The sequence below is a fragment of the Phycicoccus sp. M110.8 genome (genome assembly GCF_032464895.1).
GTDB lineage: Bacteria > Actinomycetota > Actinomycetes > Actinomycetales > Dermatophilaceae > Pedococcus.
The window spans coordinates 358,980-385,056 of record NZ_JAWDIC010000003.1 but is presented as its reverse complement, the minus strand read 5'-3'; the positions used below and the strand labels follow the sequence as shown (position 1 = coordinate 385,056).

Genomic DNA, 26,077 nt, shown 5'->3' with positions numbered 1-26,077 from the left:
GAAGGGAAACCTCGCCCCATGCGCCTCTCCATGCGCCCCGCCCTGCCCGCCACCGCGCTGGTCGCGGGCCTGCTCGCCCTCGGCGTGTCCGCCTGTGGTGCGCCCAGCTCCCCGGCCCAGGGAGCGGGCAGCTCCGGCGGTGACGCGCCCGCCAAGCCCTCGAAGCCGGTCGTCCTCAACGTCCTCGACGTCGCGGGCAACCTGCAGCTCACCCAGGGCATGATCGACGAGTTCGTCAAGCAGCACCCCGACGTGATCTCGCGGGTGACCTACTCCAAGGCCCCGGCCCCCGACCTGGTGGGCAAGATCAAGGCGCAGCAGGGCGCCGGCCGCGTGGACATCGGCCTGGTGCTCACGGGGACCGACGGTCTGTCCGCGGGTGCCGAGCAGGGGCTGTGGCAGCCGATCCTGCCCAAGTACAAGGACCGCCTGTCCAACATGGCGAACTACCAGGACCCGGCCGCGAAGATGCAGGAGCTCGCGGGGGACTACGGCGTCACCGTGACGTACTACCCGTCCGGGCCGCTGCTGGAGTACATGCCCGACAAGGTGCCGAACCCGCCCACGAGCGCGGAGGCGCTGCTGGCCTACGCGAAGGCGCACCCCGGCAAGGTGGAGTACGCCCGCCCGGCCAACTCAGGTCCCGGCCGGACCTTCCTCATGGGCCTGCCGTACATCCTGGGTGACAAGGACCCCAAGGACCCGGTCAACGGCTGGGACAAGACCTGGACCTACCTCAAGGACCTCGGGCAGTACATCAACAACTACCCGACCGGCACCACGCAGACGATGAAGGACCTCGGCAACGGCACGGTCGACGTCATCGCCTCGACGACCGGCTGGGACATCAACCCGCGCGTCCTCGGGACCGTCCCGGAGAGCGCCAAGGTCAGCACCATGAAGGGCTTCCACTGGGTCACCGACGCGCACTACGCCGTCATCCCCAAGGGCGCCTCGGCCGACCAGCAGGCCGCCGTCCTGCAGCTCGTGCAGTTCATGCTCACCAAGGAGCAGCAGGCCAAGGCCTACGACGACGGCTACTTCTACCCGGGTCCGGCCGTCAAGGACGTCACCATCGACATGGCACCGCAGAAGAGCCAGGACGCCATCAAGAAGTTCGGCCGCCCCGAGTACGACAGCCTGATCGCCAGCGCCCCCAAGGAGGTGCCGCTGGACAACAAGTCGATGGTCGCGGCATTCGACAAGTGGGACCGCGAGGTCGGTGGGTCGAAGGTGAAGAAGCAGTGACCAGCAACACCAAGGAGTTCCGCGAGCTGCGCCTGGACGGCGTGGGACGGCAGTTCGGGGGGCAGGACGCCCTGCAGGGCCTCGACCTGACGATCCGGGCGGGCGAGTTCATCGCCCTCCTCGGGCCGTCCGGGTGCGGCAAGTCGACCGCGCTCAACTGCCTCGCCGGCCTGCTTCCGCTCACCGCCGGCAGCATCTGGCAGGACGAGACGCGCGTGGACACGCTGCCGCCGGAGCGGCGCGGGTTCGGCATGGTCTTCCAGAACTACGCCCTCTTCCCGCACCTCACCGTGCGCAGGAACATCGCGTTCGGGCTCGAGATGCGCCGGCTGCCCAAGGCCGAGGTCTCGCGCCGCACCGAGGAGGCCGTGCGGCTGGTGCAGCTCGAGGAGCACGCGGGCAAGCTGCCCGGCCAGCTCTCCGGCGGCCAGCAGCAGCGCGTGGCGATCGCCCGCGCGGTGGTCCTGGAGCCGTCCCTGGTCCTCATGGACGAGCCGCTGTCGAACCTCGACGCCAAGCTGCGCCTGGAGATGCGCACGGAGATCCGCCGGCTCCACCAGAGCCTCGGGCTCACCACCGTGTACGTCACGCACGACCAGGAGGAGGCCCTGTCGATGGCCGACCGCCTCGTGGTGCTCCGCAAGGGGCGGGTGCAGCAGATCGGCACGCCCGAGGAGCTGCACACGACCCCGGCCAACTGGCACGTGGCCGACTTCATGGGCTTCCGCAACCTCATCCCGATGCGGGTGGTCGAGCGAGGCCAGGGCCAGGCCGTGGTGGAGGGGAGCGGCCTGCGGCTGTCCGCCACCCCGGTGGCCGACGTCGCGGTCGGCGACACCGTCGTCGTCGGGGTGCGCCCCGAGGACGTCGTCGTGGCACCGGACGAGGCCGGCCAGAACGCGGTCCGGGCCTCCGTCGAGGTCGTGGAGTACCAGGGTCGCGAACTCGCGGTGGAGGCGCGGACGCCGGAGGGCGTGCGGCTGCACGTGCGAACGGGCAACCGCCTCGCGCCCGGCGACGCCGTGGCGTTCGCCGTCGACCCCGAGCGGCTGCTCGTGTTCGCGCAGGGCGACGAGCCGCTGCCGCACGCCACGACACTGGCCACCGGCACGGCGCCGGAGCCCGCGCTCGCCGCCAGCGGGGGCACCTCGTGAGCGCCGGCGCGGGTGCACCGCACGCGGGCCTGAGCATGCGCCACCGGCTCGCCGAGCGTGGCGTCGACAGCCAGCTGCTGCTCCTCGTGCCGGCGATGGTCTTCGTGGTCGGCCTGTTCATCTACCCGTTCCTCTACGGGCTCGGCCTGTCGTTCCAGCCCACCAAGGGCGGCGGGCCGTTCGCCGACTACCAGCGCTTCTTCAGCGACCCGTTCCAGCGCGACACGATCTGGAAGACGCTTCGGCTCTCGGTGCCGGCGGCGTTCTTCAACGTCGTGGCGGCTGTCCCGATCGCCTACCGGATGCGCGGGCGGTTCCGCGGCAAGCGGCTGGTGACGACGCTGCTCGTCATCCCGATCACCCTGGGCACCGTCCTGACGGCCGAGGGCCTGCTCAACTTCCTCGGCCCCGCCGGCTGGCTCAACCGGGCGCTGACCAGCGCAGGCCTCATCGACCAGCCGCTGCGGCTGATCAACAACTACTGGGGCGTCTTCTTCTCGCTCGTCATCACCGGCTTCCCGTTCGCCTTCCTGCTGATCCTGTCCTACCTCTCGGGCATCGACCCCAGCCTCGAGCGCGCGGCCCGGACCCTGGGCGCCGACTGGTGGGCCCGGTTCCGCCGGATCACGTTGCCGCTGCTGGCGCCCGGGCTTGCGACGACGTTCTGCCTGACCTTCGTCCTGGCGTTCAGCGTCTTCCCGTCGGCGATCCTCGTCGGCAACCCCACGGGCGAGACCCGGGTCATCTCCATCGCCGCCTACCAGGCCGCGTACGAGCAGTACGACTACCCGTTCGCCTCCGCCATCGCGATGGTGATGGGCGCGGTCGAGCTGGTCGTCATCGCGCTGGTCCTGTTGTGGCGCAGCAGGTTCTACGTCGGATCGACGGGAGGCAAGGGCGCATGAGCACCATCACCCGCGAACCCACCACCATGCGCAGCACGCCCCGGGGACAGGACGCCCCGCAGCGACGGATTGTGGCCAGCCCGGCCGCCTGGCTCGTCTGGGGCGCCGTCATCCTCTTCATGGTGTTCCTGGTGGGCATCGTCGGCTCGGTGCTGGTCAACTCGTTCGGCACCCGCTGGTTCGGCACGTGGCTGCCGCAGGGCTGGACCACCCAGTGGTACTCCGAGGCGTGGACCGACTTCAGCCTCTTCCAGGTCGTCGTGGTCACCCTCGAGGTGGCGGCGGCCGTCGTGGCCCTGTCCGTCCTCGTCGGGGTGCCCGCGAGCTACGTCCTCGCACGGCGCGACTTCCCCGGCAAGCGGCTGGTGTACTTCGCCTTCCTGCTGCCGATCATGATGCCGCCGATCACCTACGGCATCCCCCTGGCCACGGTGCTCTACAAGTTCAACCTGGCCGGCAACATCACCGGTGTCATCCTGGCGAACCTCGTCCCGTGCGTCCCCTTCGTCATCCTGACGATGACGCCCTTCATCGAGCAGATCGACCCCACGATCGAGAAGGCGGCACGGATGTCGGGGGCCCGGACGCTGGCCGTCTTCACGCGGATCCTCGCGCCGCTGCTGGTGCCGGGCATCCTGGCGGCCTCGATCCTCGTCCTGGTCCGGACGGTGGGCATGTTCGAGCTGACCTTCCTCACCGCGGGCCCCGACTCGAACACGCTCGTCGTCGCGCTGTTCAACTCGATGAACGCCGCGGGCATCCGGGCGCAGCAGTCGGTCGACGCCATGGCCGTGATCTACACGGCGGTGATGATGTTCCTGCTCGTCATCGCCCTGCGGTTCGTCAACCCGACGCAGCTGGTGGCGCAGGTGAAGGAGGAGCCTGAGCCGTGAGCGACACCTCGCCCTCGGGCAGCGGGTATGCCGGGCCGGCAACGGACGTCGTGGTCCTCGGCGAGGTGCTCGTCGAGCTCTCCTCCCTCGAGCCGCTCGGCTCCGGCGCCACCTTGCGCATGGGCTTCTCCGGCGACGCCCTCAACGCGGCCGCGGCGGCTGCGGCGGCCGGCGCACACACCGTCCTGCTCGCCAGGGTGCCGGACGACGAGCTCGGCGACGCCCTGGTGGAGCGGGTGCGCGAACTGGGGGTCGACACCTCGGCCCTGGTCCGCGCACCCGGCCAGCACGGCCTCTACCTCACCCACGCCGACCCGGACGGCGCCAGGCAGTTCACCTACGTGCGCCGGGGCAGTGCCGGCTCGCTGCTGTCGGTCGACGACCTCGACGAGGACCTCCTCCGGTCTGCCGGGGTCGTCGTGGGCAGTGGGGTGGCGTGTGCCGTCTCGCCGACGCTCGCGGAGACCGTCCGCCGGGCCGCCACGCTCGCGCGCCGTTTCGTCTACGACCCGAACTTCCGCCCGCGCCTGACCAGCGCGGAACAGGCGGCAGCGGCGTTGCGCGAGCTGGCCCCGCTGGCCGAGGTCGTCACCCCCTCCTGGCCCGACGAGGTGCAGCAGCTGCTCGGGCCCGACGCCGGGACGACGCCCGAGGAGGCGCTCGCCCGCGTCGCGAGCCTCGGCTCCCGTGCGGTCGTCCTGACCTGCGGGCCCGTGGGTGCGCTCGTCGCCGAGGCCGGCGTCGTCACCGCGGTGCCCGGCGTCCCCGCGCCCGTGGTCGTGGACCAGACCGGTGCCGGCGACTGCCTCACCGGCACCCTCGCCGCCCGCCTCGCGCTGGGCGACCCCCTGCTCGAAGCCGTCGCCCTCGCCACGGCCGCCGCCGCCCTCTCCGTGGGCGGCCAGGGCGGCACGGGGCACGTCCCCACCCTGACCGAGACCCGAGCAGCACTGGCCGCGACGCGGCCGGTCGAGGAGATGGACCTTCGATGACCGACCCCCTGCTCCGCCTGTCCGCCGGCGACGACGTCGCCATCGCGCGCGACGAGCTGGCGCCCGGCGCCAGCGTCCCCGGGCCTGACGGCAGCCCGCTCACCCTGCACACCGGCATACCGCGCGGGCACAAGGTGGCGCTGCGCGACCTGCCGGCGGGCACCCTGGTGCGCAAGTACGACCACGTCATCGGCGTGACCACCGCCGACGTCGCTGCCGGCGACCACGTGCACGTGCACAACCTGGCCATCCCCGAAGGAGCCTCCTCGCTGGCCTCGGGTGGTGCGAACCCCCAGGGCCGACGCGCGCTGCCCGACGGCCTGCGCACGACCTTCTCGGGGATCCGCAGGCCGTCCGGCGCGGTGGCCACCCGCAACTACGTCGGCGTGCTCACCACGGTGAACTGCTCGGCCACCGTGGCCCGGCAGGTCGTGCGGCGCACCGAGGACGAGGTCGCCGCCATGCACGGCGAGGGTGTCGACGGCGTCGTCGCGCTCACCCACGGCACGGGCTGCGGCATGGCCAACCGCGGCGACGGCTGGGACGTCCTGCAGCGGACGCTGCGCGGCTACGCCCAGCACCCGAACATCGGCGCCCTCGTGGTGCTCGGCCTCGGCTGCGAGGTCAATGCCGTCAGCGCGCTCATGGCCGACCTCGAGATCGGCGACATCCCGCTCGAGTCGTTCACCATCCAGGACGCCGGCGGCACCGCGGCCGCGATCGCCCAAGGCGAGAAGCTGGTCCGCGGCATGGCCCACGACCTGCGGGGCACCCGGCGCGAGGAGGTCGGGGTCGAGCACCTCGTCCTCGGCCTGCAGTGCGGCGGCTCCGACGCGTTCTCGGGCCTGACCGCCAACCCGGCGCTCGGGGTCGCGAGTGACCTGCTCGTCGCGGCGGGTGGCACGAGCGTGCTGGGGGAGACGCCCGAGGTGTACGGCGCCGAGCAGATGCTCGCCGAGCGCGCCGTGCGGCCGGAGGTGGGACAGGCGCTGCTGGACCGCATCGCCTGGTGGGAGCAGTACACCGCCTCGCAGGGCACGACCCTCGACGGCAACCCCTCGCCCGGCAACAAGGAGGGCGGCATCACCACCATCCTGGAGAAGTCGCTCGGCGCCGTCGCCAAGGGCGGCCACAGCCCGCTCGACGCCGTGTGCGGCTACGCCGAGCCGATCCCCGGCCCGGGCTTCGTCTTCATGGACACCCCCGGCTACGACCCGGTGTCGGTGACCGGCATGGTCGCCGGCGGGGCCAACCTCATCTGCTTCACGACGGGCCGCGGCTCGGTCTTCGGCAGCCGTCCCGTGCCGACCGTCAAGCTCGCCACGAACTCCAGCCTGGCGACCCGCATGGCCGGCGACATCGACCTCGACTGCTCGGCCGTCGTCGAGGAGGGCGTCTCGCTCGAGGAGATGGGCATGAAGGTCTACGACCTGCTGCTCGACACCGCGTCGGGTCGCCGGTCGTTCAGCGAGGAGCTCGCCCTCGGGGGCGAGGAGTTCGTGCCGTGGCAGCTCGGGGCGGTGCTGTGAGGCGCCTGTCCCGCGCGACCCTGCCGGGCCACGACGCCCCGGGCCTGCGCCTGCCGCCGGCGCCGGAGCTGGCGGCCGGGATCGGCATCGTGCACCTCGGGATCGGCGCGTTCCACCGCGCCCACCAGGCCGTGTTCACCGAGGACGCCGCGCTCGCCGCGGACGAGGCCGGCTGGGGCATCTGCGGGGTCACCCAGCGGTCGAACGCCGTGGTCGAGCAGCTGCTCCCGCAGGACCACCTGTATGCCGTGCTCGAGCGCAGCGCGTCGACGTCGAGCGCGCGCGTGGTGGGCCAGGTGAGCGAGGTGCTCTTCGCGCGCGAGCAGGGGCCGCTCCTCCTCGAGCGGCTCGCCGACCCGCAGGTGCGCGTCGTGACCCTGACCGTGACCGAGAAGGGGTACCGCCGCGGCCCTGACGGAGGCCTGGACCTCACGGACCAGGTGGTCGCCGCCGACCTCGAGGGCGGGGCGCACAGCACGGTCGGCCAGCTCGTGCGGGGACTGCAGGCACGCCAGAGGGCGTCCGCCGCGCCGGTCACGATCCTCCCGTGCGACAACCTCACCGACAACGGTGCGGTCGTGCGCCGGCTCGTCCTCGACTTCTGCGCCGCTCTGCCGAGCGCGGAGGGCGACGTGGTCGCTGCCTTCGTCGAGCAGCACGTGTCCTTCCCCAGCTCCATGGTCGACCGGATCGTCCCGGCGACCACGGACGAGGACCGCGCGGAGGCGGCGCGCCTGCTCGGCGCCCGCGACGAGGGGCTGGTCGTGGCCGAGCCGTTCCGGCAGTGGGTGGTCGAGGACCGCTTCGCCGCTGGCCGCCCGGCCTGGGAGCGCGCCGGCGCCGAGCTCGTCGAGGACGTCGCGCCCTACGAGCAGCTCAAGCTGCGGATGCTCAACGGCACCCACTCGATGCTGGCCTACCTCGGCGCCCTGCGCGGGCACGACACCATCGCGCAGGCGGTGGCCGACGACGACCTGGCCGCGGCGGCCCGCGAGCTGATGGCGCAGGACGTGCAGCCGACGCTGCACCTGCCCGCCGGCGTCGACGCCGCGGCATACGGGCGCACGGTCCTCGAGCGCTTCGCCAACCCCGCGCTGCGGCACACGACGGTGCAGGTCGCCATGGACGGCTCGCAGAAGCTGCCCGTGCGCCTGCTGGGGACGGTGCGCGACCGCCTGGCGGACGGAGCGGTCCCGCAGTGGGCGGCCCTGGCGGTGGCCGGGTGGATGGCGTTCGTCGCGCGCGGGCAGGACGCCCACGGGCGCCCGCTGCCGCTCGACGACCCGATGGCCGCACGGCTGCGCTCGGCCGTCGGCACGGGCTCCGACCCGGTGACCGTCGCGGAGGGGCTGCTCGGGGTGCACGAGGTCTTCGGGGACGACCTGCGCGACAACAGGGAGTTCCGCGACGCACTCGTCGGCCAGCTCAAGGAGCTGCTGTGAGCGCGGCGGCCGCGGCGGGCGCCGGCGCGGGGGTCCCGGACGGCGAGCACGTCCTGCTCTCGGTCGGGCCCGTCGTGCCGGTCGTCGTCCTCGACGACGTCGAGCACGCCGTCCCGCTCGCGAGGGCGCTGGCCGCCGGCGGCATCCGGGTCATGGAGGTGACCCTGCGGACGCCCGCCGGGCTCGGCTCGATCGAGCGCGTGGCGGCCGAGGTGCCCGACGTGCTCGTCGGGGCTGGCAGCGTCGCGTCGGGCGAGCAGGTCGCCGCCGTGTCCCGGGCCGGTGGGCAGTTCCTGGTGCTGCCCGGGGCTCCGCCGTCGCTGCTCGACGCGGCCCTGGACAGCGGGCTGCCCGTCGTCCCCGGTGCTGCGACCGTCACCGAGGTGATGGTCCTGGCCGAGCGCGGCGTCGCCCTCGTGAAGTTCTTCCCGGCCGAGCCGAGCGGGGGCACCCGCTTCCTCGACGCGGTCAGGGGCCCGCTGCCCGGGCTCAGGTTCTGCCCCACGGGCGGCGTCGGTCCCGCGAACGCCCGCGACTACCTCGCGCTGCCGAACGTTCCCTGCGTCGGCGGCTCCTGGGTGACGCCACCCGAGCTGGTGCGGTCCGGGCAGTGGGACCGCGTCACGGAGCTGGCCGCCCAGGCATCGGCGCTCGCGACCGACTGACCCGCGGGTGTGGTCAGGTCGCCGGCGCGCCGGTCGACCCGCGGCGCACCAGCTCGGCAGGGACGATGGTCGTCCGTGCCTCGTGGTGGCGGTCCATCCGCGCGAGCAGCTGGCGCCAGGCGAGGGCGCCGATCTCCTGCTTGCGCACCGTGGCCGTCGTCAGCCCCGGCCCGGCGATGGCGGCCAGCGGGATGTCGTCGAAGCCGGTGAGTGAGATCCCGCCCGGCACGGCGACCCCGAGCTCGGTCAGCCGGGTCAGGACCCCCAGGGCGACGTAGTCGCTGAACGCCAGGATCGCGGTGGGGTGGTGACCCAGGGCCTCGTCCGTGACGGCGTGCCCGTCGGCCATGCCGGACCCGCACGGGATCGTGACGACGTCGAGCGCCGGCCCGGCGTCCCGGAGGGCGCGCTCGCGCTCCTGCTCCGACCAGGCCCCGGACGGACCCGCGAGGTAGGCGACCCGGCGGTGGCCGAGCGAGGCCAGGTGGTCGGCCAGCGCGGCCATCCCGCTGTGGTAGTCGACGAGCACCGTGTCGACGCGGTCGTCCTCGAACGGCCGGTTGACCAGGACGAGGGGCACGCCGGTGTCGGCGATGGCGGCCAGCTGGGCGTCGGGCATGCGCGGCGAGCACAGGACGAGGCCGTCCACCCACCGCGCGAGCCGCTCGGCACCTTCGTGCTCGTGGGTGGCGTCCTCGTCGGCGTCGACGACCATCACCTGGGTGTCGCTGGGGCCCGCGCCCGACGTGACGCCCTTGAGGACCTCGCTGAAGAACGGGTTGGCCAGGTCGGGCAGCACGACCCCGATGGTGCCGTGCTGCCCGCTGACCAGGACCTGTGCCGCGGGGTTGGGGCGGTAGCCCAGCTCGGCCGCCGCCGCGCGCACGCGCTCGGACAGCTCCGCGGAGACGGGCTTCCCGCCCGCGAGGACGCGCGAGACGGTCGGCGGCGAGACCCCGGCCGCCCTCGCCACGTCGTGGACGGTGGGGCGCCGCCGGCCGCCGGCCCTGCGGTCCCCGCTCGTCATGGCGACATTGGACCACAGGGCGTGGGGCACGGAGTGGCCGTCCCGCGCCTACGACAGCTGCAGCGGGCGGCCGTTCTCCGTGACGTCCACGAGCGTCACGTCGTCGACGTAGGCGACCGTCGGCGCCTTCGTCGTCGTGCCGAAGTCGACGTTGCGGAGGTGCAGCCCCACGATGTGGTCGTCGGGGTAGCCGCTGACGTTGAGCGACTGCTTGGCCGAGCGCACTGTCATGTTCTCGACGTTGATCCCGGAGACCTTGGGGTTGAAGTCGTAGCCGTCGCCCTCGCCGTAGTAGAAGTTCACGTCGATCGCTGCGCCCGACACCTCGCCCACGGTGATGTCCTTCGCGTGGAAGTTCGTGATGTAGCCCCCGCGGGCGGAGTTGGTCTTGAACCGCAGCGCGATGTTGAGGTTGGGGCTGGACATCTCGCAGTTGCGGACGAAGACGTTCCGCGCCCCGCCGGACATCTCGCTGCCGATGGTGACGCCGCCGTGCCCGTCCGCCATCCGGCAGTCCTCGACCAGGATGTCCAGGCTCGGGACGCCGACCCGGCGCCCGTCGGCGTTCTTGCCGGACTTGATGGCGATGCAGTCGTCCCCCGTGTCGAAGGTGCAGTCGCGGATCACGACCATGCGCGAGCACTCCGGGTCGCAGCCGTCGTTGTTGGGGCCGTGGCTGTTGACGGTGATGCCCTCGACGAGCACGTTCTGGGAGAGCGTCGGGTGGACCTCCCACATGGGGGAGTTGACGATCGTGATGCCGGAGATCTCGACGTCGGTGCAGGTGTGCGGCTCGATGAAGGACGGGCGCAGGCGGTACCCGCCGCCGAACTGCCGCTGCTCGACCGGGACACCGGCGTCGCCCATCGCGATGAGCCGGTCCTTGTCGGCGTTGGACGTCGACTTCCACGCCCACCAGTTGGCGTCGCTCGCCTGGCCGTCGAGGACGCCGCCCCCCGTGACGGCGATGTTGTGCTGGCGGTAGGCGTAGATGAGCGGGGAGTAGTTGTACGCCTCGGTGCCCTCGAAACGGGTGAGGACCGTCGGGAGGTAGGCCGAGGGGTCGGTCGAGAAGGCGATCCTCGCCCCCTCGGTGACGTGCAGGTCCACGTTGCTGAGCAGGTGGATGGCACCGGTGGCCCAGACGCCGGACGGCACCCGGACGTGACCCCCGCCCGCCGCGTTGCAGGCCGCGATGGCGTCGCGGAAGGCGGCCGTGCAGTCGGTTCCCCCGTCGCCGACGGCGCCGAACTCGGTGACGTCGAACCAGCGGTCGGGGAAGTGCAGGCGGCGGACCTTGGCGCTGATGTAGTTGGCCCGCGCCCACGGGTTGCTCTCCGGCCCGCCGGACTCGGGGTCCGCGAGGGCGGCCGGGACGCCCACGCCGCCGAGGCCGAGCGCGGTCGCCCCGAGGGCGGTGGCGCGGAGGAAGGTGCGACGGGTCGTGTCCATGGAGTGCTCCCTTGCACTGGTGGAGAAAGAGGTAGGAAAAGCTTTTCCTATGATGCGCCGGATCGAGGCGGACGCAACCCCCCGGCCGCCGGATTTCCGGATGCCGGACGGTGCGCCGGGGCGCCCGACGGGACCCAACTGGCGCCGGGCCGGACCGGGCTGCCACGATCGGCCCCACGGCTGCGCCAGCGTCGGCGCGCGCCTGCCGGAGAGGAGGACGATGGAGACCACCCGCGAGGACGCCCCCGCGACCCCTGTCTTCTTCGTCGCCGGTGGCACGGGCATCTCCGCCGAGACGCTGGGCAACCTCATGCTCCAGCAGTTCCCGTCCGTGCGGTTCGTCCGCCGGAAGTTCCCGTTCATCACGACCGTCGAGCAGGCGCGGTCGGTGGTGGCCGAGCTCGACGCCGCCGTCACCGAGTCGGTCTCACCACTGGTGTTCTCCACCGTCTCCGACGACGACGTCCGGATGGCGCTGCAGGAGACCAAGGCCGCCTTCATCGACCTGTTCGGCTCGCACCTGGACACCATCGAGCGGGTGCTGCACGTCAACGCCGCCCACGGGGTGGCTGCCCTGCACGGCCTCGGTGACCAGCGCCGGTACGACGCCCGGATGAAGGCGATCGAGTACGCCATGGAGCACGACGACGGCGCCAGCCTGCGCCACCTCGAGGCGGCCGACCTGATCCTCATCGCGCCGTCGCGCTGCGGCAAGACGCCCACGTCGATGTACCTCGCCCTCCAGCACGGCATCAAGGTCGCCAACTACCCGCTGGTGGAGGAGGACTTCGAGTCCGGAGGCCTGCCCCGCCCAGTGCGCGGTCTGGTCGACCGGTGCTTCGGCCTGCTGTCGACGCCCGCCCGCCTCAGCCAGGTGCGCGGGGAGCGCCGGCCGGGGTCCACCTACGCCACCCTCGCGCAGTGCAGCTACGAGCTGCGCCGCGCCGAGGCGCTGTACCGGGCCCACCGCATACCGTCCATCAACTCCGCCTCGATGTCGGTGGAGGAGATGGCGGCCGTCATCATGCAGAGCAGCAAGCTCCCCGCCACCAGCTGACGCGGCACCGGCCGCACACCGAAAGGAACGCCTTGACCCGCAACGACTCCGCCAACATCGTGTGGTTCGCAGACCTCGGTCTGGACGACGTGGAGACCGTCGGCGGCAAGAACGCCTCCCTCGGCGAGATGGTCCAGCACCTCTCGGCCGCCGGGGTGCGGGTGCCCGACGGGTTCGCCACGACCGCGGAGGCGTACCGGCGGTTCCTGGCCCACGAGGGCCTGGTCGACACTGTCAACGACCTGCTCGGCAGCCTCGACGTCGAGGACACGCGTGCGCTGGCCGAGGTGGGCGCCCGGATCCGTGAGGCCGTCGAGCAGCAGCCGTTCCCGGCCGACCTCGAGGACGAGATCCGCACGGCATACGAGCGGCTGGTGGGCGACCACGGCGACGAGGTGAGCTTCGCGGTGCGCTCCAGCGCCACGGCGGAGGACCTGCCGGACGCGTCGTTCGCGGGGCAGCAGGAGACGTTCCTCAACGTGCGCGGGATCGACTCGATCCTGCTGGCCATCAAGCGCGTCTTCGCCTCGCTCTACAACGACCGGGCGATCGCCTACCGGGTGCACAGCGACTTCGACCACGCGGCGGTCGCGCTGTCGGCCGGGGTGCAGCGGATGGTCCGCTCGGACATCGGCTCCTCGGGCGTCATGTTCACCATCGACACCGAGTCCGGCTTCCCCGACGCGGTGTTCGTGACGAGCAGCTACGGGCTCGGCGAGGCGGTCGTGCAGGGCGCCGTGAACCCGGACGAGTTCTACGTCTACAAGCCGGCGCTGCGCGAGGGCCGGCCGGCGATCCTCAAGCGGGGCCTGGGCGCCAAGGCGATTAAGATGGTCTACACCTCCGACACCGAGGTCGGCCGCACGATCGAGTTCGTCGACGTCGACGAGGCCGACCGCCACCGGCTCAGCCTCACCGACGAGGAGGTCACCGAGCTCGCGAAGCACGCCCTGGCCATCGAGGAGCACTACGGCCGGCCGATGGACATCGAGTGGGGCAAGGACGGCGTCGACGGCCTGCTCTACGTCCTGCAGGCTCGCCCCGAGACGGTGAAGTCGCGGCAGACCGGGTCGTCGCTGCAGCGGTACCGGCTGGACGAGCGTGGCACCGTCCTGGTCGAGGGCCGCGCCATCGGGCAGAAGATCGGCGCCGGTGCGGTGCGGGTGCTGACCTCGGCGGAGCAGATGCACGACTTCGTCGCGGGCGAGGTGCTCGTGGCCGACATGACCGACCCCGACTGGGAGCCGATCATGAAGCGGGCCAGCGCGATCGTCACCAACCGCGGCGGCCGCACCTGCCACGCCGCGATCATCGCCCGCGAGCTCGGCATCCCCGCCGTCGTCGGTACCGGCACCGCCACCACGAGCCTGGCCGAGGGGCAGGAGGTCACCGTCTCCGCCGCCGAGGGCGACACCGGCCGCGTCTACGAGGGGACCATGGCGTTCACCGTCTCCGAGACCGCGCTCGACGACATGCCCGAGCTGCCCGTCAAGGTCATGATGAACGTCGGCACCCCCGACCAGGCGTTCGAGTTCTCCCGCCTGCCCAACCGGGGGGTCGGGCTGGCCAGGCTCGAGTTCATCATCAACCGCCAGATTGGCATCCACCCCAAGGCGCTGCTCGAGCTCGAGGACCAGGAGCCCGCGGTCAGGGCCGAGGTCGAGGCGCTCATCGCGGCGTACGACAGCCCGCGCGACTTCTTCGTCAAGCGCGTCGCCGAGGGGATCTCGATGCTGGCCGCCGCGTTCGCGCCGGAGCCGGTCATCGTGCGCATGTCCGACTTCAAGTCCAACGAGTATGCCGGGCTGCTGGGTGGGTCCCGCTACGAGCCGCACGAGGAGAACCCGATGATCGGGTACCGCGGCGCGGCGCGGTACCTCTCGCCGGAGTTCGCCGAGTGCTTCGCGATGGAGTGCGAGGCGCTGCGGCTCGTGCGCGACGAGATGGGGCTGACCAACGTCAAGGTGATGATCCCGTTCGTGCGCACGGTCACCGAGGCCAAGGGCGTCATCGACCTGCTCGCCCAGAACGGACTGCGCCGCGGCGAGAACGACCTGCAGGTCGTGATGATGTGCGAGGTCCCCTCGAACGCGGTCAACGCCGAGGAGTTCCTCGAGCACTTCGACGGGTTCTCCATCGGCTCGAACGACCTCACCCAGCTCACGCTGGGGCTCGACCGCGACTCCGGCCTCGTGGCCGACGCCTTCGACGAGCGCGACCCGGCGGTGAAGAAGATGCTCGCCATGGCCATCGAGGCCTGTCGCGCGCAGGGCAAGTACATCGGCATCTGCGGCCAGGGGCCGTCGGACCACCCGGACCTCGCGGAGTGGCTGATGGACCAGGGCATCGAGTCGATGTCGCTCAACCCCGACACCGTCGTCGAGACCTGGCTCGCCCTGGCCAAGCACGCCGGCTGACGCGCCACCCGCGCCTGGCGCGCCACCCGAGCCTGGCGCCTGACGTGCCACCCGGGCCGCCCGGGGAGGCCCGGCGGACCCCGCGAGGCGGGTCCATGTCGAGACGCTGTGCATTGCCCCGGGACGAGGGGCAACGCACAGTGCCGCGCACTCCAACGTGTGCTGGCTGCCCCGGGCTCCGTCATCCGCTGTATTTGGGGCCCGCAGCCTCGCTTTACGATGTCTGGATCGTGGAACGGCGCGTTTCGGGCCTGCAGGGACCATCGGTGTGGGTGTCCGCCGTCCCCGGCGGAACCCCACCCGAGCCGGAGGTCCTGCTGCGCTGCCGTCGCTCCGGATGAGGGGTGAGGACCGTGCTGGACGTCACCGCAGGCGCCGGCCTCGAGGCTCCCGTGGCGCTCGACGTCGTGCGCGACTTCGAGCTCCGGTACCTGGACGAGCCGGTCGAGCTGCCCGCCACCTCGCAACGGCTGCTCGCCCTGCTGGCCCTCCTGGCCCGGCCGACGCCGCGCTCGCTGGTGAGCGCTACGCTCTGGCCGGACGCCGACGAGCAGCACGCCGGTGCCAGCCTGCGCAGCGCGCTCTGGCGCATCGCCGCCGTCCCGGGCCCGGGGCTGGTGCGCACCTGCGGGACCGGGCTCGCCCTGGCCGCGCACGTCGTCGTCGACCTGCACGGCCTGCTCCGGGACACCCAGCTGGTCCTGGCCACCCGGCAGCCGCCGGCGGGCCTGCTCGGCGCGGGCGAGGCGCTGCGAAGGCTCGGCGGCGACCTGCTGACCGGGTGGTACGACGAGTGGGTCGTCGAGGAGCGGGACCGCTTCCGCCAGCTGCGCCTGTACTCGCTCGACGTCATCGGCACGGCGCTGCTCGACCAGCGCCGGACCGGCGAGGCGCTGCAGGTGGCCCTGGCGCTGGTGGAGGCGGACCCGCTGCGCGAGAGCGGCCACCGGCTGCTCCTGTCGGTCCACCTGCAGGAGGGCAACGTCGCCGAGGCCGTCCGACAGCACGACCGGTACGCCCGGTTGCTCGACCACGAGCTCGGTGTGCAGCCGTCGGCCCTCATGACGGCCCTGCTGCGCGGCTGCCGGACAGGTGCCGTCGCGGCTCCCGGCGGCCGGCGTGACGTCGCCGTGACGGTGGGGTGACGCACCACCCGCCACCCTGAGCGCACACGGGCGCCGCAGGCCCGGGGAGCGTGGGGGTGGTGACCATGGGGGGAGCCCAGGGAGGGGAGGCCACGGCGCCGCGCCGGCGGATCTGGGTCCAGCAGGTGGCGGTCGAGACCAACCGGCTCAAGATGCGGGTCGACGCGGCCCGGGCGAGGGGCGACCTCACCGAGCCCCAGGAGATGGTGGCGGTCGGCGTCGACGGCTTCATCGAGCGGGCGCGTGCGGCGGCCTTCCGCGACGACCCCATCCCCGGCCGCCTCGCGAACTGGTGGCGCGGGACGCTGGTCGAGGCGGCATACCGGAACATGCACTCGGCGCGCAGCGCGATGCTCGACCTGTACACGGACGCCGAGCTCCGTGCGGAGATCCCCATGGTGGTGGCGCGCGCCAACGCCACGCTGCACCGGGACGACCCCCGCCGCTCGACCATCGCCGAGCTGACCGCGCTGCCGACCGCCCGGCTGCGCCCGCGGATGCGGCGGCTGGTCGGCGACAGCTACGAGAAGCTCGATCTCGAGCACGCGCAGCTGCGCAGCTTCCGCAACATCGTGCTGCTGGCCACGGCCTTCCTCTTCGTGTGCGTCGTCGTGACCCTGGTCTTCGTCTACGCACGCCCGAGCTGGGTCCCCCTGTGCTTCAAGACCGCCGATGACGGTGTCAACGCGTGCCCGTCCCACGCTGGCCCGGGAGCCCAGCCCACCGGACCGGACATCCTCGTCGCCACGGCCATGGGCGGTCTCGGCGGAGCGTTCGCCGCCGTGCTGTCGATCCGCAACCTCAAGGGCACGGCGAACCCCTACGACGTGCCGGTGGCGCTCGCCGTCCTCAAGTTCCCGCTCGGGGCGATGACCGCGATCCTCGGCCTCGTCGCCATCAAGGGCGGCTTCGCCCCCGGCCTGTCCAACCTCGACAACCAGGGCCAGATCCTCGCCTACGCGCTGCTGTTCGGGTTCTCCCAGCAGGCCCTGTCCCGGCTGCTCGACAAGCGGGCCCAGGACCTGCTCGAGGGGCTGCCGGGCGGCGACGCCGCAGCGCCGCTGCCCAACGCCAAGGCCGAGCCGCCTGCCGTCCTGCTCCCGGCCGACGGTGGGGGAGCGGCCGCGCCCGCCCCGCCGGTGCCCGGCGACGGGGCGCCTGCGGCCGAGGCGACCGCCACGGCGACCGCGGGCACCGGCGAGCCGACCGGCACCGAGGAGGAGGTGCCGGCGGCCGGGTCGGCAGTGCCGGACAAGGACCGCCCCGTCGACGAGCCGGACGCTGCCACCCAGCAGGACCAGTTCGACCAGCTGCGCGACACCGGGAACGCGCGCAAGGACCAGAGCGAGGACGAGGAGGCCGAGCTGCTCGAGAAGGAGTTCGGCGCCCCGGACGCGCAGGGGATCTACGGGGCACCCGCCGGCGGCACGTCCGCACCCCCCGCGGCCGCGCCAGCCGAGCCCAGTGGTCCGGCAGGGCAGGAGGGGCAGTCATGAGCGGCGTCGACGACATGGTCAGGGCGGCCGAGCGGTCGCTCGGGCTGACGGGCAGGCCGAACACGATCACCCGCTGGTACTCCCAGCGCAACGGGCCGGTCTTCGCCACGGCCCCGTGGTGCAACCAGAGCATCACCTACTGGGCCAACGCCTCTGGCAACGCCGGGCCGGTCTGCTTCGGGCGCGACTACGCCTTCACGGTCTGGCACGCGGAGCGCTTCCGTCGCGAGGGCCAGTGGCACGTCGACATCGCCGGCATCCGCCGCGGCGACATCGTCTTCTTCGACTGGGACGAGACCAACCGCATCGGCGCGATCGACCACATCGGCCTCGTGACCGGCGTGGGCGACGGCGTCGTCTACACCATCGAGGGCAACACCTCCGACGCCTGCCGGCGCCGGGCGCGCTACGCCTCCACCATCGTCGGCTACGGGCGCCCGGAGTATGCCGGGACCGCCCGGTCAGCGGTGGCGGCGGCGGTGCCCGCGCACGCGGCGGCGCGGGGGGCGGCGACCGGCAGCGACCTCGCGCCACCGGGGCTGCCGATGCTCCAGCGGGGGAGCGCCGGGGTGCTCGTCAAGCAGCTGCAGCGCTGCCTCAACAAGGTCCAGGCGTCGCGACTGCAGGTCGACGGCGACTTCGGGCCCATGACCACCGGCGCGGTGAAGACCTTCCAGAAACGGGCCGGGGGACTGGTCGCCGACGGCGAGTACGGACCCAGGACCGCGGGGAAGCTCACGGTCGCGCGCAAGCGGGTGCGATGACCCGCCCGGGCGCCGCCCGGCACACCCCGGCGAGAGGCGCTGCCCGGCATACCCGGAGGAGGGGTGCCGCCCGGCACACCCCGGTGAGAGGTGGACAGTCATGACCGATGGTGCCCGCATCCCCGTGACGGCCGAGACCGTCCCGCCCGACGCCCCCGACGAGGTGCAGGACCTCGCGGCCCGGGCGGCGGGACCACGCGTGCCCTGCTTCGACGCCACGGTGGGCGTCACGCTGCCGCCGCAGGCGTGGACCGGTACGCCGCGCAACCGCCTGGTCGTGATCGGGGACTCGCTGAGCCACGGCTTCCAGAGCGGGGCGGTCTTCAACACCGACCTGTCCTACGGCGCGATCATCGCCTACGAGCTGGGGTGGCTCGACGGCTTCCGCTACCCGCGGTACCCGGGGCTCGGCGGCCTGCCCATCAACCTCGAGCTGCTCATGCGCGACCTGGAGTCGCAGGTGGGGTCGGCGATCAGCCTGTGGGAGCTGCCGCTGGCGCTGTTCCGGGCCCGGCAGTTCATGGACGACGTCGAGGACTACTGGGAGCGAGGGCCGGGAGCCGTACCCCCGACGGCGACGGGCATCAACCACAACCTCGGCATGTACGGCTGGGACCTGCGGGACGCGCTGGACTGGACGGCCGAGCTGCTCGAGCAGCAGGTCACGGCGCCCAAGGACGACCTGCTCCAGCAGGTCGTCGAGCACAACAGCGAGCGGGCCGCCCTGCGCGTCTACCCCCGCGGCGACACCGAGAAGACGCTGTCCGTCTTCCAGGCGGCCGCCCGGCTCGGCGAGGACAAGGACGACGACACCGACGACGGCATCGAGACCCTCATCGTGTTCCTCGGCGCCAACAACGCCCTGCGCACCGTCACCGACCTCACCGTCCACTGGAGCGGCCCCGGGTACGACACCCTGACGGGCAAGGGCCAGTACACGATCTGGCGCCCGGAGCACTTCCGGTCCGAGCTCGGCCACGTCGTCGACGCGGTCCGGGGGATCCGCGCCCGGCACGTCATCTGGTGCACCGTCCCCCACGTGACGATCGCCCCGATCGCGCGCGGCATCGGCGGCAAGGTGCAGCCGGGGTCGCGCTACTTCCCCTACTACTCCCGGCCGTGGGTCACCGACCAGGCGTTCAACGCCGGCCGCGACGTGCACATCACCGGGGCGGAGGCCCGCGCGGTCGACTACGCGATCGACCTCTTCAACACCGACATCGAGGGCGTCGTGCGGACCGAGCGCAGCGGCGGTGCGCCGGACGGGACGGTGCGGGACTGGTACCTGCTCGACATCGCGGGCATGCTCGACCGCCTCGCCGCGCGCAGGTACATCAACGACGTCAACGCCCGGCCGCCATGGTGGACGCCCTACCCGCTGCCGGCGACCCTGCAGGGCCTCCAACCCGCGATCGACTCCCGGTTCCTCAGCGGCGACGGGCGCGGCGGACGCGACCAGGGCGGGCTTTTCTCGCTCGACGGCGTGCACCCGACGACGGTGGGGTACGGCCTCATCGCGCAGGAGATGATCCGTATCATGGAGTCCGCCGGGGTCGCGTTCCGGCACCCCAACGGGGAGCCGCGGACCGGCCCGGTGCTCGTGGACTTCGACCGCCTCGTGCTGCGCGACACCCTCGTCCGGTTCCCACCGCAGATCGTGGACTCGACCCTGTCCACCCTGGGCTGGGCGGACGAGCACCTCGGCTGGGTCCTGCGCGCCCTGAAGTCCCACTTCTGAGGCCGCCGTCCTGCTGCAGACGGCTGACCCGGGGACCCGCACGCGCGCGTACCGTCCGGACCGTGGAGCTCCCACCGACCCAGGACGTCATGCGGCTGCTCGGCGGCTACATGGTGACGCAGGCCTTCCGGGTCGTCGTCGAGAGCGGGCTCGCCGACCGGGTCGGCGACGAGCCGGTGCCGCTGGAGGAGCTGGCCGGGCACACCGGCATACCGGCCGCGCAGCTCACGCGGCTGCTGCGCGCCCTGCGGACGGTCGGTGTCTTCGACAACGGACCCGACGGGGTCGTCCACACCGACACCTCGCGCCTGCTGCGCCGGGACGCCGCGGCGACCGTGGCGCCGTTCGTCGACATCCACACCGACCGCGGGTATGCCGCGTGGGCCGACCTGCTCGTGGCCCTGCGCGAGGGCGGCTCGGCGTTCGAGCGGCAGCGCGGCATGCCGATGTTCGAGTGGCTGTCGAGCCACCCGGACGAGGGGGCGCGGTTCAACGACGCCATGGCGGCCGGCTCCCGCCAGCGCAGGGAGGTGCTGCTTGCGAGGGACTGGTCGGGGGCGACCTCCGTGGTGGACGTGGGCGGTGGCACCGGCACCAACCTGCTCGCCGTGCTCGAGGCGCACCCGCACCTGTCGGGGACGGTGCTGGACCTGCCGTCGGTGCGCGAGCAGGCGCTCGCCCTCATGGCCACCTCGCCGGCCGGGGACAGGTGCCGCTTCGTCGCCGGGAGCTTCTTCGACGACGTGCCGGTGGCGGACACCTACGTCATGGCCGTGGTCCTGCACGACTGGGACGACGAGCAGGCCCTGCGCATCCTGCGCGCCTGCCGGCGGGCGGCGCCGGACGGTGCCCGGCTGGTTGTCGTCGAGACGGTGCTCGCCGACGGCGAGGGCTGGGACTGGGCGCCGTGGATGGACCTGCACATGCTCGTCATGCTGGGCGGCCGCGAGCGCACCGAGGCGCAGTGGCGGCAACTGCTGCACGACGGCGGCTGGGACGTCGAGGCCGCTGGTCCTCGACTGCTGGAGTGCCGGGCTCAGCGCGAGACGCCGTAGTACCGCAGCTTGCGGTAGAGCGTCGCGCGGCTCATGCCCAGCTCGACCGCGGCCTCGCCGACGCTCACGCCGTCGCGGGCCAGGGCGCGGACGATCTCGTCGCGCTCCAGGGTCTCCATGCGCGAGAGGCGGTGCGCGCGGTGGGTCGAGAACGCGGGGGGCAGGTGCCGGACGTCGACCGTCTCGGAGCGGCTCGCCGCGTCGTGGACCACCCTGACGAGCTCGTCGGCGTTGCCCGGCCAGTCGTGGGCCTGCAGGGCGCGCTCGGCGGCCGGCGTGAAGTCCACCTCGCGCATGCGAGCCTGGTGGGCCACCCACCGGGCCAGGGCCAGCACGTCCTCGGGGCGCTCGCGCAGGGGCGCCACCTCCACCACGCTGCCGACCAGCGGGGCCAGCGGCGCCGGCACCGTGTCGAGGTCCCGGGCGGTCACCGCCCACACCAGGCCACCGTCGGCCGTGGGCGGCCGGTCGCCGACCGCCGCCGTGGCGCGCTGCCGCAGCTCGTATGCCGCCCACGCCGGGAGGGCGTCGACGTTCTCGACGACCACGGCCGTGTCGGGCTTGGCCAGCTCGGGCACCCACAGGGACAGCCACGCCTCGACGTCCTCGGCGGCGGGGACGTCGGCGGTCAGGACGCGGATCCGGGGGTGGGCGCGGCGCAGGGCCTGGCCGAGGAGGGTGGCGCGCCCCGACCCGGGCTCGCCGACGGCGGCGACGGTGCGGCCCTCGCGGACCGCCGACGTCGCGGTCTCCAGGGCGTCGGTCCAGGTCGCCGACATGGACCGGCTGGTGCCCGCCGCCGGCTCCAGGCGTGCGCGCTGGACGCGGAAGACGGCACCGCGCGCCTGCGAGCGCGCCGTCCGGCCGCTGGAGCGGGCGAGCATGAGGGCCGCTGTCGTGGAGGCCGCCGACTCCGCGAGCGCGAGGAGCAGGCCGGCGGAGGAGCGCGACCACGTCGTGATGTTGACGCAGCCCTCGAGGCGCCCGCCGACGGGGTCGATGACCGGCACCGCCGCGCAGGTGTACGTGCACAGGCTCGCGCTGTAGTGCTCCTCGGCCCGGACCAGGGAGGGGGCACGGTCGGCGAGGGCGAGCCCCAGGCCATTGGTGCCGGCCTCGCGCTCGGAGAACGCGAAACCGGGCGCGAGGTGCACCCGGTCGAGGGCGCGCAGCAGGCTCGTGTCGCCCGAGAACCGGTTGAGGACCAGGCCGTCGGCGTCGGTGAGCATCAGGCTGAGCGGCTCGTCGGCGAGGGTCCGGTGCAGGCTGGTCAGGACCTCGTGACCGCACTCGAAGAACAGCGAGTCGCTGACGACCGAGCCGGCCCACACGGGGTCGACGGACTCCAGCGAGACGCCGTACTCCTCACTGCGCCGCCACGAGGCGAGGAGGCGCTTGGACGGGGGTGCGGAGGTGGCGGCCGCCCCGGACGAGGCCCACGGACTCGCGGGTGCCACGCCCACGCGGCGGGGCAGCGCAACCTCGTGGTCGGCGGTCATCCTCGACCTCCTCTCGCTCCCCGGAACGGTAACCCGGGCAGGGGAGGAGAGTCATGGGCCGGCGTCTCAAAGTGAGACGGGGTGGGGTCTCACATTGAGACGCCGCACCCCTGTCAGCGGCCTCTCGCCGCTCCTACCGTCGCTGCAGTTCGCGACGACGGCGTCGCGAGAAGGAGAAGGCCCATGTACACCAAGGACGGCGAGAAGTACTTCATCGTCGATGCGCACATCGCCCTCTGGGACGCGCGTCCGGAGAACCTGCGCAACGAGCACGGCAAGCAGTTCATCGACTGCTTCTACGACTACCACCGCAACCTCTCGCCCGAGGAGGAGGTGTGGTCCTACGAGGACTACCTCTACCAGGGTGGTCAGCGGCTGATGAAGGACCTGTTCGAGGACGGCTACGTCGACCACGCCATCTTCCAGCCGGCCGCCCTCACCGAGTTCTACAAGAACGGCTTCGGGCAGACGCAGGAGGCGTTCGAGCTCGCGGCGGCGAACCCCGGCAAGCTCACCTACAACCACAACTTCGACCCCCGCAACGGCGAGCAGGGCCTCGACGACCTGCGCGCCGACCACGAGAAGATGAAGTTCACCGGCGTGAAGCTCTACACCGCGGAGTGGCACGGCGAGTCCCGCGGCTGGAAGCTCACCGACCCGTGGGCGTACCGGTACTTCGAGGAGTGCCGGAAGCTCGGCATCACCAACATCCACATCCACAAGGGCCCGACCATCCGGCCACTGGACCGGGACGCCTTCGACGTCGCCGACATCGACCACGTCGCCACCGACTTCACCGACCTCAACTTCATCGTCGAGCACGTCGGCCTGCCCCGGCTGGAGGACTTCTGCTGGATCGCGACCCAGGAGCCGAACGTCTACGGCGGCCTCGCCGTGGCCATGCCCTTCATCCACACCCGGCCGCGCTACTTCGCGCAGATCCTCGGCGAGCTCCTCTACTGGATCGGCGAGGACCGGCTCTTCTTCTCCAGCGACTACGCCATCTGGACCCCGCGGTGGCTCGTCGAGCGGTTCGTCGACTTCCAGATCCCCGAGGACATGACGGAGTACGCGCCGATCACCACCGCGCAGAAGAAGAAGATCCTCGGCCTCAACGCCGCGACGATGTACGGCATCGAGGTCCCGGCCGAGCTGCGCCTGCCCGAGGCCGAGACCACCGAGACCGGTCCGCGCGACCCGGCTGCCGCCGACCTGGCCACGGTCTGAGCCATGACCGTCCTCACCCCCGAGCAGACGGTGTCGAGGGCTGCCGTCCGACGCGCCCTCGACACCGTCATCGACCCCGAGCTCGACGAGCCGGTGACCGACCTCGGTTTCGTCCGGTCCGTCGAGTTCGACGGCAGTGACGTCACCGTCCACCTGCGCCTGCCGACCTCGTTCTGCTCGCCGAACTTCGCCTACCTCATGGCCTCTGACGCCAAGGACGCCCTGGCGGCGCTCGACGGCGTCGGGCGCGTGGTCGTCGAGCTCGACGACCACCACGACTCGGCGCTGATCAATGCCGGGCTGGCGGCCGACGCCGGCTACATGGGCACCTTCGGCCACGAGGCCGAGAGCAGCCTGGACGAGCTGAGGGTGACGTTCCGACGCAAGGCGCACACGGCCGCAGCCGAGCGCTGCCTCACCGAGCTCCTGCGCGCCGATCCGTCGCTGGAGGTGTCGCAGGTCGGGGAGGCGCGGCTGCGCGACCTCCCGCCCGGTCGCACCACGGACGCGCTGCTGCGCCGCCGGGCCGCCCTCGGCCTGCCGGACGACCCCGACGCGGTGGTGCTCGTCGACCACCGGGGCGTCGGGTACGGGCCGGCTGACGTGCCGCTCGCGCTGCGCCGGGCCCGGGCCACCCGCATCTCGATCGACGGGAACGCCCACTTCTGCCGGGGCCTGCTCCGCACGCGCTACGAGGGGGCGGGCGCTGACCAGGCACCCCGTCCCGACGGCGCCGAGCCCGCCGACCACCACCACCTGATCCCGTTGGCTACCAAGGAGACTCACCGATGAGCACCATGCGAGCCGTCCAGGTCGTCGGCTACCACCAGAAGCTCGAGATGACGCAGGTCCCCGCGCCGGAGGTGAAGGGTCCGTGGGACGTGGTCGTGCGGATCGGCGGCGCCGGCGTGTGCCGCACCGACCTCCACATCCTCGAGGGCCAGTGGGCCGAGAAGTCACAGGTCCAGCTGCCGTACACGATCGGCCACGAGAACGCCGGGTGGGTGCACGCCGTCGGCTCCGCCGTGACGAACGTCCGCGAGGGCGACAAGGTGATCCTGCACCCGCTCGTCACCTGTGGGCTGTGCCGCGCCTGCCGCTCCGGCGACGACGTGCACTGCGAGTCCAGTGCCTTCCCGGGCATCGACACCAACGGCGGGTATGCCGAGTACCTCCTGACGTCCGCGCGCTCCGTCGTGCGGATCGACGACTCCCTGGAGCCGGCGGACGTGGCCGCGCTCGCCGACGCCGGGCTCACGGCATACCACGCCGCCGCGAAGGCAGCCCGGCGCCTAAGGCCACGCGACACGTGCGTCGTCATCGGCGCAGGAGGGTTGGGGCACATCGGGATCCAGGTCCTCCGCGCGCTGTCGCCAGCGCGGCTCGTCGTCGTCGACCGCAACCAGGCGGCGCTCGACCTGGCCACGTCCATCGGTGCGCACGAGGGCGTCCTCGCCGACGGCGGCCAGGTGGATGCCGTGCTCGAGCTCACAGGCGGTCACGGCGCCGAGGTGGTCGTCGACTTCGTCGGCGAGAACGGGTCGACCGCCCAAGGGCTCGCGATGACCCGGCAGGCCGGCGACTACCACGTCGTCGGCTACGGCGAGGACGTCGTGGTGCCGACCATCGACCTCATCTCGACCGAGAAGAACGTCATCGGCAACCTCGTCGGGTCCTACAACGACCTGCAGGACCTCATGGCCCTCGCCGCCACCGGGGCGGTCACCCTGCACACGCAGAAGTACGCCCTCGACGACTTCCAGCAGGCGATCACCGACCTCGACAACGGCGCCGTCCGCGGGCGCGCCATCCTCGTGCCCTGACCGGCCGAGCACCCACCAGCGTTTTCCCCTCCCGGACAAAGGAGTCCGTCATGAAGAACTACGTCGGAGTCGCCGTGTCGATCGGTGTGCTCGCCGGTATCTGGACCCAGGTGAGCGCCAGCCTGCAGCTCGTCACCTGGGTCGGCTTCCTCGCCTGGGCCTGCTACTTCGCCGCCGGTGGCGGCCGGGTCGGTTTCTCCCGGGGCCTGGCCGCCAACCTCTCGGGCCTGGTCTACGGGTGGCTGGTGGCCGCCGTCCTGCACGTCGCGTCGTTCCCCGGGGCGCTGGCGATCGCGGTGGGCGTGGTCGCGGCCCTGATGTGCCTGCAGGCCGGCTGGGCCCTGCTGTCCTTCATCCCCGGGGCGTTCGTGGGAGCGGCTGCGTACTTCGGCACGGCGTTCGGCTTCTGGCCGACCGCGATCGCCCTCGTGGTGGGTGCCCTCCTGGGCTGGGCCTCGGGCGTCCTCGGGGCGCGGATCCAGTCCGCCGTCGCCGGGCGGGCTCCCTCGGCCGAGCCCCCGGTCGCCCCGGCACAGGCAGCGGCATAGG

At 72.5% G+C, this 26,077-nt stretch carries 22 protein-coding genes; 19 read left to right on the top strand and 3 right to left on the bottom strand.

Annotated elements, in window-relative coordinates; genetic code table 11:
• The first annotated feature begins 18 nt into the window (after positions 1-18).
• From RKE38_RS15135 to eda, 8 genes are read left to right on the top strand one after another with little or no spacing between them, the layout of a single operon-like run.
• Complete coding sequence (locus RKE38_RS15135; RefSeq protein ID WP_316008295.1) at positions 19-1,248, top strand: extracellular solute-binding protein; 1,230 nt, start codon at positions 19-21, stop codon at positions 1,246-1,248.
• Positions 1,245-2,402 carry an ABC transporter ATP-binding protein gene (locus RKE38_RS15130; protein WP_316008294.1) on the top strand — a complete coding sequence of 386 codons (1,158 nt, stop codon included), beginning with the start codon at positions 1,245-1,247 and terminating at the stop codon, positions 2,400-2,402. Before RKE38_RS15135 ends, RKE38_RS15130 begins: the two co-directional genes overlap by 4 nt.
• On the top strand, positions 2,399-3,307 hold the full coding sequence (locus RKE38_RS15125) for an ABC transporter permease (protein WP_316008293.1): 909 nt from the start codon (positions 2,399-2,401) through the stop codon (positions 3,305-3,307). Before RKE38_RS15130 ends, RKE38_RS15125 begins: the two co-directional genes overlap by 4 nt.
• A complete protein-coding gene (locus RKE38_RS15120; protein ID WP_316008292.1) occupies positions 3,304-4,200 on the top strand; it encodes an ABC transporter permease in 897 nt (298 codons plus the stop codon). Before RKE38_RS15125 ends, RKE38_RS15120 begins: the two co-directional genes overlap by 4 nt.
• The gene (locus RKE38_RS15115; RefSeq protein WP_316008291.1) at positions 4,197-5,192 is read left to right on the top strand and encodes a sugar kinase; all 996 of its coding nucleotides are present in this window, start codon (positions 4,197-4,199) and stop codon (positions 5,190-5,192) included. The genes RKE38_RS15120 and RKE38_RS15115 overlap by 4 nt, the downstream gene beginning before the upstream one ends.
• Positions 5,189-6,721, top strand: coding sequence for an altronate dehydratase family protein (locus RKE38_RS15110; protein WP_316008290.1), 1,533 nt, complete (start codon positions 5,189-5,191; stop codon positions 6,719-6,721). The genes RKE38_RS15115 and RKE38_RS15110 overlap by 4 nt, the downstream gene beginning before the upstream one ends.
• Positions 6,697-8,163, top strand: a complete 1,467-nt coding sequence (locus RKE38_RS15105; RefSeq protein WP_316008289.1) for a mannitol dehydrogenase family protein — start codon at positions 6,697-6,699, stop codon at positions 8,161-8,163. The genes RKE38_RS15110 and RKE38_RS15105 overlap by 25 nt, the downstream gene beginning before the upstream one ends.
• Positions 8,160-8,828: a bifunctional 4-hydroxy-2-oxoglutarate aldolase/2-dehydro-3-deoxy-phosphogluconate aldolase gene (gene eda, locus RKE38_RS15100; protein WP_316008288.1), complete on the top strand. Its 669-nt coding sequence runs from the start codon at positions 8,160-8,162 to the stop codon at positions 8,826-8,828. Before RKE38_RS15105 ends, eda begins: the two co-directional genes overlap by 4 nt.
• Before the next feature lie 13 nt (positions 8,829-8,841).
• Here the strand turns inward: eda and RKE38_RS15095 are convergent, their stop codons facing one another.
• Positions 8,842-9,855, bottom strand: coding sequence for a LacI family DNA-binding transcriptional regulator (locus RKE38_RS15095; protein WP_316008287.1), 1,014 nt, complete (start codon positions 9,853-9,855; stop codon positions 8,842-8,844).
• Between the two features lie 48 nt (positions 9,856-9,903).
• Positions 9,904-11,307, bottom strand: coding sequence for a glycoside hydrolase family 28 protein (locus RKE38_RS15090; RefSeq protein ID WP_316008286.1), 1,404 nt, complete (start codon positions 11,305-11,307; stop codon positions 9,904-9,906).
• A 220-nt stretch (positions 11,308-11,527) separates the two neighbouring features.
• On the opposite strand from RKE38_RS15090, the gene RKE38_RS15085 reads away from it, so the two are divergent.
• The 7 genes from RKE38_RS15085 (at position 11,528) to RKE38_RS15055 (ending at position 20,979) form a co-directional block, all read left to right on the top strand.
• Positions 11,528-12,364 (top strand): pyruvate, water dikinase regulatory protein, encoded by an 837-nt coding sequence (locus tag RKE38_RS15085; RefSeq protein WP_316008285.1) that lies wholly within the window; start codon positions 11,528-11,530, stop codon positions 12,362-12,364.
• Positions 12,365-12,396: 32 nt separating this feature from the next.
• A complete protein-coding gene (gene ppsA, locus RKE38_RS15080) occupies positions 12,397-14,781 on the top strand; it encodes a phosphoenolpyruvate synthase (RefSeq protein ID WP_316008284.1) in 2,385 nt (794 codons plus the stop codon).
• A gap of 344 nt (positions 14,782-15,125) precedes the next feature.
• Positions 15,126-15,926 carry a BTAD domain-containing putative transcriptional regulator gene (locus RKE38_RS15075; protein WP_316008283.1) on the top strand — a complete coding sequence of 267 codons (801 nt, stop codon included), beginning with the start codon at positions 15,126-15,128 and terminating at the stop codon, positions 15,924-15,926.
• A 59-nt stretch (positions 15,927-15,985) separates the two neighbouring features.
• The gene (locus RKE38_RS15070; protein WP_316008282.1) at positions 15,986-17,422 is read left to right on the top strand and encodes a hypothetical protein; all 1,437 of its coding nucleotides are present in this window, start codon (positions 15,986-15,988) and stop codon (positions 17,420-17,422) included.
• Positions 17,419-18,186, top strand: coding sequence for a peptidoglycan-binding protein (locus RKE38_RS15065; protein WP_316008281.1), 768 nt, complete (start codon positions 17,419-17,421; stop codon positions 18,184-18,186). Before RKE38_RS15070 ends, RKE38_RS15065 begins: the two co-directional genes overlap by 4 nt.
• A 100-nt stretch (positions 18,187-18,286) precedes the next feature.
• Entirely contained in the window at positions 18,287-19,924 is a 1,638-nt protein-coding gene (locus RKE38_RS15060; RefSeq protein WP_316008280.1) for a hypothetical protein, read from the top strand.
• Between the two features lie 62 nt (positions 19,925-19,986).
• Entirely contained in the window at positions 19,987-20,979 is a 993-nt protein-coding gene (locus tag RKE38_RS15055; RefSeq protein WP_316008279.1) for a methyltransferase, read from the top strand.
• On the opposite strand, the gene RKE38_RS15050 is transcribed toward RKE38_RS15055, so the two are convergent.
• On the bottom strand, positions 20,961-22,478 hold the full coding sequence (locus RKE38_RS15050) for a helix-turn-helix domain-containing protein (protein WP_316008278.1): 1,518 nt from the start codon (positions 22,476-22,478) through the stop codon (positions 20,961-20,963). The genes RKE38_RS15055 and RKE38_RS15050 overlap by 19 nt on opposite strands.
• Positions 22,479-22,661: 183 nt before the next feature.
• Between RKE38_RS15050 and RKE38_RS15045 the strand changes: the two genes are divergently transcribed.
• The 4 genes from RKE38_RS15045 to RKE38_RS15030 are packed head-to-tail and all read left to right on the top strand — an operon-like array spanning position 22,662 to position 26,076.
• On the top strand, positions 22,662-23,705 hold the full coding sequence (locus tag RKE38_RS15045; RefSeq protein ID WP_316008277.1) for an amidohydrolase family protein: 1,044 nt from the start codon (positions 22,662-22,664) through the stop codon (positions 23,703-23,705).
• A gap of 3 nt (positions 23,706-23,708) precedes the next feature.
• Positions 23,709-24,497: an iron-sulfur cluster assembly protein gene (locus tag RKE38_RS15040; protein ID WP_316008276.1), complete on the top strand. Its 789-nt coding sequence runs from the start codon at positions 23,709-23,711 to the stop codon at positions 24,495-24,497.
• Entirely contained in the window at positions 24,494-25,528 is a 1,035-nt protein-coding gene (locus RKE38_RS15035; protein ID WP_316008275.1) for an NAD(P)-dependent alcohol dehydrogenase, read from the top strand. The genes RKE38_RS15040 and RKE38_RS15035 overlap by 4 nt, the downstream gene beginning before the upstream one ends.
• A gap of 50 nt (positions 25,529-25,578) precedes the next feature.
• The gene (locus RKE38_RS15030) at positions 25,579-26,076 is read left to right on the top strand and encodes a DUF1097 domain-containing protein (protein WP_316008274.1); all 498 of its coding nucleotides are present in this window, start codon (positions 25,579-25,581) and stop codon (positions 26,074-26,076) included.
• Position 26,077 lies beyond the last annotated feature (1 nt).